This window comes from Nitrococcus sp. (assembly GCF_059432795.1).
On the sequence record NZ_JBXWZQ010000236.1, the window covers coordinates 1 to 5,140 of the forward strand.

Genomic DNA, 5,140 nt, shown 5'->3' on the forward strand with positions numbered 1-5,140 from the left:
TCGTAGAATTACAGGGACAAAGGCACGAAATCTCCCTTCGAGGCTGACCCTGGATAGGCGAGGTTCCATCACGCGTATTGCGGTGCTGGTATGCTGTCCATTGCAAGCCGCGCGAGGATGAGCGCGCCGAGCGGCATCTGAGCCGGCAGCGCTACGAAGCCTTCCGCCCGTTTATCCAGGTGGGCCGGCGCCGGGCCGGGCGCATGGCCACGCTCATTGAATCGCTCTTCCCCGGTATCTCTTCGTTCACCTAGATGCCCTTGCCGAGAACGCTGCCCCCATTCACTTTACCCTTGGTGTGGCGGGGCTTGTGATATTCCGCAAAGGCCCGGCGGAGACGCCGGAGGCGGTTATTCGCGAGCTTCGCGCGCGAACGGACGCGCACGGCGGCTGTGTGGCGCTGCAGATAACGCCCCAGTGGCGGGCAGAAGGTAAAAGGCGGAGGCGCAGCGTATGAAGTGCCATGTGTGCGGTGGATCATTGGAGAGCGTCGCGACGGACCTGCCGTTCAAACTGGACGATCGCCGGATTCTGATCGTCAAGGGCCTACCTGTCGAACAATGCGCCTCATGCGGCGAGTATTTGGTCTCTGATGCCGTCATGCAGGTGCTCGACCAACTTATCGAAGATACTGATGAAGCGGTGGAATTGGAGATTCGCCGCTATGTAGCATAGAGCGTACGGCGTGGTGCTCGGCCGCTCCGACATGGGCTGGTTTGGGATAGCGCACCGTAAGGCGCAATCATAGAGCAGATTCGCCGGACAACCCGTCTTCGCCGCCCTGATCCCATTGCACCTTGCTCTCACCTCCTTGCCTTTGGCCCGCGGTTGTGGTGTAAATTACATTTGTTCATTAGTTGAACGTACGTGGCGCCTGGCGGGCCTGCTGACGGAGCCGCCGCGATGGGCAACAGCCACAGCAGAAGACCAAGCCATGCGCTCTGAGGATCTGCGCTTCCAGGTGCTGCGCCACTTGGAACAAGAGCCGGACATGACTCAGCGCGAGCTGGCCGCTGCGCTTGGCATCAGCCTCGCAGGGGCAACTGCTCGAAATCTCTGGCTCGCCCAATTGCGTCATTCCGGCGCAGGCCGGACAAAATCGTCAGGACCGATTTTGAACAGCTTTAGCTGGCCCGATAGGGCACACGCCACGGATGGTGTGCGTAATCCATTTTCCTCTCGCAACAGACGCCACAAGCGCGCCTATCTCTACAAGCTGACCCCGCAGGGCCTCTCCGAGAAGGCCGCGCTGGCACTGCGCTTTTTACGGATCGAAGCCCTGCGTGCCGAAATCGCCACGTCCAATCGCATGGACAGGGGGAGTAACCATCATGCGGCGCTGGTATGTTGTGCACTGCAAGCCGCGTGAGGACGCGCGGGCCGAGCGGCACCTGAGCAACCAGCGCTATGAAGTCTTCCGGCCGCTGGTGCGGCTGCGCCGCCGCCGAAATGCTGGGATGACCACCGTCATCGAATCACTTTTCCTTCGATACCTCTTCGTGCATCTGGATGAGGCGGCCGAGAACTGGGCGCCTATCCGCTGCACACGCGGCGGGATGGGGCTCGTCGCCTTCGGCCACGGCCCGACCGAAGTGCCGGAGCCGGTCATCGACGAGCTGCGCGCGCGAATGGAGGCGCGCAGCGGCTGCCTGGATCTGATCACCGCGCCGCAACTGCGCCGCAATCAAAAGGTGCGCCTCATCGAGGGACCGTTTGCGGGCTACGAGGCATTGTTTCACGCCCGCCGCGGCGAGGACCGCGTGGGTGGTGCTGCTCGATGTCATGCGCCAGGCCCAGCGCCTGACAGTGCCGGAGGGCGCCTTGGCCGAGGCTTAAAAAGTCTCGTCCGCGCACGAAAATCAACGCCTTGGCACATGGGGAGCGACACCCCAGGCGGTAGCGTGCCCGGATGGATCGCCGCAGCTAACGGAGAAACCTTGCTGCGTGCAAGTTGGTATTGGAGCGGCGCCGGTTTCATCGGCTCCGCGGTCGTGGGCTATCTGGCGCAGGGCGGGTTATAGTATGTTGACGCGCATGGACGGGAGAACGATCTGATGAGCGAGCTATACCGGATCACCGTCAACCCAGAACAGTGCGGCGGGCGCCCGTGCATTCGGGGCCTACGAGTCCGGGTGAAGGATATTCTGGATCTGCTGGCAGCGGGTGCCTCCCGAGAGGAGATCCTCGAAGATTTCCCTTACCTTGAACCCGCAGACATTACGGCGGCGCTAGAGTTCGCTGCCCGCCAGAGCGACCACCCGATCCTGCATGTAGCTTGATGCGCTTTCTGGTGGACGCGCAACTCCCGCCAGCTTTGGCTCGCTGGCTGGAGGCTCAGGGCTACGAAGCAGAACATGTCGCCGACATCGGTATGACGGCAGCATCGGATATTGCCATATGGGAACAGGCAAAAACGAGTGGTGCGGCAATCATTACCAAAGATGAAGACTTCACAGTATTGCGCAACATGAGCGCCGATCCGAATCCAGCCGTGGTTTGGTTGCGAATCGGCAATACGCGCAGAGCGGAGCTACTACGTTGGTTTGAACCCTTGTTGGCTCAGGTTACCAGGGCCTTGGAACGTGGCGAGGCGCTGATCGAGGTCAACTAAAAACCTGAAACGGAGCGCTCTGGTACGCCGTGCACTGCAAGCCGCGTGAGGACGAGCACGCCGAGCGGTACTTGAGCCGTCGGCGCTACGTGGTGTACCGCTCGCTGGTCCGGCTGCGCCGACGCCGAAGTGCTCGGATGACCACCGTCATTGAATCCCTCTTCCCCCGATACCTCTTCGTGCATCTGGATGATGATGTGGCCGAGAACTGGGCGCCCATCCGCTGCACACGCGGCGTGATGGGGCTCGTGGGCTTCGGCTGCGGTCCGGCTGCCGCGCAGAGAACCGCGTGGTGGTGCTGCTCGACCCCGGCGCCACTCGTCCTGGCAAGGAAGAGAAGCAACCGTGAACCATGATCAGAACTTCAAAAACCTCATCCTGGACTACCCCCACCAAGCGCTTCGCTTCTTTGCCGCCGAAGAGGCCGGCGGCATTGACCCGGCCACCCGCATCTTGCCGGTGCGCCAAGAGCAGCTCCAGGAGCGATTAGGGGAGCGCTTTCGCGAGCTGGACGTGCCGCTGCTGGTGGAGTGGCCGGACGGGCGTCGCGAGGCGGTGCTGTTCGTGGTGGAGGAAGAAAGTGATCCACGGCGTTTCTCCATCCACCGTTTGGCTCACTACTGCCTGGATCTCGCGGAGCTGCTCGCCATCACTGGGGTGGTGCCGGTGGTCATCTTCCTGCGCGGCCACGGCGCGCCGCGCGAGCTGATCCTCGGCGGCGATCGCCATCAGTACCTGCGGTTTCACTATTTGGCCTGCGAGCTCGCCTCGCTACCGGCCGAGTCGTACCTGCACCGAGACAACCTGGTCGCCCGGCTAAACCTGCCGAATATGGCCTACCCCGCGGCGCGCAAGCTGGAGGTCTTCGCCCAGGCGCTGCGGGGTCTGCTGGCGCTGGAGCCGGACCCGGAGCGCCAGGCCAAGTACCTGGATTTCATCGACATCTATGCCGCGCTGGATGATAATGAACGCCGTGTGTTCCAGACACACTACCCCGACGAGGTGCAAGCCATGAGCTCATTCGCCGAGCGCTTTACGGAGCGCGGTTTGAAGCAGGGCCTGCAGCAAGGTCTTCAGCAAGGCCTTCAGCAAGGCCTTCAGCAGGGCGAGGCCGCTGTCCTGATCCGTCAGATGGAGCGCAAGTTTGGCATTCTCACCGAAGCCCAGCGCCGGCGCATCGAGACGGCGGACGCCGAGACGCTGCTCATTTGGTCCGAGCGTATTCTCACGGCGCACGGCCCGGATGAGGTGCTGCGCTGATCCCCTTGAGCCAACTCAATGAGCGGGGGTAGGGCGCAATAGCTGATATGCCTTTAAGATCGCGTGCTTGGCATACTCTGTGTTTGACGTGGCCATGCGCACACACAATCGCATTGAGATGAACCCGGAAGTCATGGCCGGCAAGCCTGTGGTCCGCGGCACGCGTATCACGGTTGAGCAAATCCTGCGCGAATTAAGCTCTGGCATGACCCCAGAACAAATCGTCCACGCCCTCTCTGCCAACATGACTTACTGTAGGGCGGTAAGAGGTTGCATTCGGATAACGTCCTTGTATTTGCTGGCTGACGAAAACATCCCGGCGCCGTTGGTGCGCAGGCTTCGAGAGCAAGGTGCGGATGTGCTTTATATTTCCGAGCGTCGAACAAGCTGTGGAGGAGGCAAACGTGCCGAATATGACTGCTAAAGAGGCTGCACGGCGGATCATCGACCACTTGCCAGAACAAGCCAGCTGGGATGACATCATGTACGAGCTCTATGTCAAGCAAAAGATCGAGCACGGCCTAAAAGCGGCCGAGGAGGGGCGTACCGTCGCTCACGAGGAGGCGAAGCGACGGTTGAAGCCGAACCCGACGATGTGCGGGAGCTGATTTTCCAGGGCTACCGGATCCTCTACCGATCAACCTCAGAGCGCGTGCAGGTCATCACTGTCATCCATGGCAGCCGTAATCTTGCCGCCAGGGATGTAAAACCCTGGGATGTGGTATGAAGACGGAGAGTCGGAGGCAGCGGAGCACTGCGCTCAATGCAGGGCCAGTTGGCCATGACTGCTTCCGGTGGAGCGAAACGCGTTGCACCACGCCTCGGTGGCCCCGAGCCGCAGAAAGACGCGCTGGCCTGTCATAACGGCAGCGAGTCGAGGGAATGAATGACTATGGTATTATGGCTATAGGCATTTATTCGGGGGTGCTGGCGATGCAGACATCCAAGGCACGGTTCAAGCCGCGCGCGCTGGAGTACTTCCGCCGGATACAAGAGACCGGCGAGGAGCTGATCATCACGGATCATGGCCGTCCCGCTATTCGCATCACGCGCTATTGTCCCTCCGAACGGGATCCCTTCCGGGCTCTACGCGGCTCGGTCAAACGCTCCGATAGTCCGGAAATGCCAGTCGGGGAGGATGACTGGGAAGCGACGCGGTGATCTTGCTTGATACCCATGTTTGGATCTGGTGGATGAGTGGACCGGAACGACTCTCGATGCCGGCGCGGAGGGTGCTGAATGATGCTTTAGAGCAGGGTGGTCCTATAT

Annotated in this window: 11 protein-coding genes and 1 pseudogene; all 12 read left to right on the top strand. The window is 61.2% G+C overall.

Going from position 1 to position 5,140, the window contains the following annotated elements:
- The first annotated feature begins 77 nt into the window (after positions 1–77).
- The 12 genes and pseudogenes from AC52Q4_RS16425 (at position 78) to AC52Q4_RS16480 (ending at position 5,032) form a co-directional block, all read left to right on the top strand.
- Positions 78–254, top strand: a complete 177-nt coding sequence (locus AC52Q4_RS16425; RefSeq protein WP_495537876.1) for a transcription termination/antitermination NusG family protein — start codon at positions 78–80, stop codon at positions 252–254.
- A 199-nt stretch (positions 255–453) separates the two neighbouring features.
- A complete protein-coding gene (locus AC52Q4_RS16430) occupies positions 454–675 on the top strand; it encodes a type II toxin-antitoxin system MqsA family antitoxin (RefSeq protein WP_495537877.1) in 222 nt (73 codons plus the stop codon).
- 259 nt (positions 676–934) lie between these two features.
- Positions 935–1,369 carry a winged helix-turn-helix transcriptional regulator gene (locus AC52Q4_RS16435; protein ID WP_495537878.1) on the top strand — a complete coding sequence of 145 codons (435 nt, stop codon included), beginning with the start codon at positions 935–937 and terminating at the stop codon, positions 1,367–1,369.
- The gene (locus tag AC52Q4_RS16440; RefSeq protein ID WP_495537879.1) at positions 1,332–2,021 is read left to right on the top strand and encodes a transcription termination/antitermination NusG family protein; all 690 of its coding nucleotides are present in this window, start codon (positions 1,332–1,334) and stop codon (positions 2,019–2,021) included. The genes AC52Q4_RS16435 and AC52Q4_RS16440 overlap by 38 nt, the downstream gene beginning before the upstream one ends.
- 33 nt (positions 2,022–2,054) lie before the next feature.
- The gene (locus tag AC52Q4_RS16445; RefSeq protein ID WP_495537880.1) at positions 2,055–2,279 is read left to right on the top strand and encodes a DUF433 domain-containing protein; all 225 of its coding nucleotides are present in this window, start codon (positions 2,055–2,057) and stop codon (positions 2,277–2,279) included.
- On the top strand, positions 2,279–2,611 hold the full coding sequence (locus tag AC52Q4_RS16450) for a DUF5615 family PIN-like protein (protein ID WP_495537886.1): 333 nt from the start codon (positions 2,279–2,281) through the stop codon (positions 2,609–2,611). Before AC52Q4_RS16445 ends, AC52Q4_RS16450 begins: the two co-directional genes overlap by 1 nt.
- A gap of 29 nt (positions 2,612–2,640) precedes the next feature.
- Positions 2,641–2,967, top strand: a complete 327-nt coding sequence (locus AC52Q4_RS16455; RefSeq protein ID WP_495537881.1) for a transcription termination/antitermination NusG family protein — start codon at positions 2,641–2,643, stop codon at positions 2,965–2,967.
- Positions 2,957–3,871, top strand: coding sequence for an RpnC/YadD family protein (locus AC52Q4_RS16460; RefSeq protein ID WP_495537882.1), 915 nt, complete (start codon positions 2,957–2,959; stop codon positions 3,869–3,871). Before AC52Q4_RS16455 ends, AC52Q4_RS16460 begins: the two co-directional genes overlap by 11 nt.
- Before the next feature lie 118 nt (positions 3,872–3,989).
- Positions 3,990–4,295 (top strand): DUF433 domain-containing protein, encoded by a 306-nt coding sequence (locus AC52Q4_RS16465; RefSeq protein ID WP_495537883.1) that lies wholly within the window; start codon positions 3,990–3,992, stop codon positions 4,293–4,295.
- Positions 4,285–4,479: a hypothetical protein gene (locus tag AC52Q4_RS16470; protein ID WP_495537884.1), complete on the top strand. Its 195-nt coding sequence runs from the start codon at positions 4,285–4,287 to the stop codon at positions 4,477–4,479. The genes AC52Q4_RS16465 and AC52Q4_RS16470 overlap by 11 nt, the downstream gene beginning before the upstream one ends.
- Positions 4,452–4,598: pseudogene (locus AC52Q4_RS16475) on the top strand (type II toxin-antitoxin system RelE/ParE family toxin); the annotation flags it as partial. The gene AC52Q4_RS16470 and the pseudogene AC52Q4_RS16475, both read left to right, overlap by 28 nt.
- Before the next feature lie 155 nt (positions 4,599–4,753).
- The gene (locus AC52Q4_RS16480) at positions 4,754–5,032 is read left to right on the top strand and encodes a type II toxin-antitoxin system Phd/YefM family antitoxin (protein ID WP_495537885.1); all 279 of its coding nucleotides are present in this window, start codon (positions 4,754–4,756) and stop codon (positions 5,030–5,032) included.
- Positions 5,033–5,140: the final 108 nt, after the last annotated feature.

What these genes read in the sequence shown, in the direction of transcription:
- AC52Q4_RS16450 (WP_495537886.1), top strand. Translation starts at nt 2,279, where the DNA reads ATGCGCTTTCTGGTGGACGCGCAACTCCCGCCAGCTTTGGCTCGCTGG.
- AC52Q4_RS16435 (WP_495537878.1), top strand. Translation starts at nt 935, where the DNA reads ATGCGCTCTGAGGATCTGCGCTTCCAGGTGCTGCGCCACTTGGAACAA.
- AC52Q4_RS16465 (WP_495537883.1), top strand. Translation starts at nt 3,990, where the DNA reads ATGAACCCGGAAGTCATGGCCGGCAAGCCTGTGGTCCGCGGCACGCGT.
- AC52Q4_RS16445 (WP_495537880.1), top strand. Translation starts at nt 2,055, where the DNA reads ATGAGCGAGCTATACCGGATCACCGTCAACCCAGAACAGTGCGGCGGG.
- AC52Q4_RS16470 (WP_495537884.1), top strand. Translation starts at nt 4,285, where the DNA reads ATGACTGCTAAAGAGGCTGCACGGCGGATCATCGACCACTTGCCAGAA.
- AC52Q4_RS16430 (WP_495537877.1), top strand. Translation starts at nt 454, where the DNA reads ATGAAGTGCCATGTGTGCGGTGGATCATTGGAGAGCGTCGCGACGGAC.
- AC52Q4_RS16480 (WP_495537885.1), top strand. Translation starts at nt 4,754, where the DNA reads ATGAATGACTATGGTATTATGGCTATAGGCATTTATTCGGGGGTGCTG.
- AC52Q4_RS16440 (WP_495537879.1), top strand. Translation starts at nt 1,332, where the DNA reads ATGCGGCGCTGGTATGTTGTGCACTGCAAGCCGCGTGAGGACGCGCGG.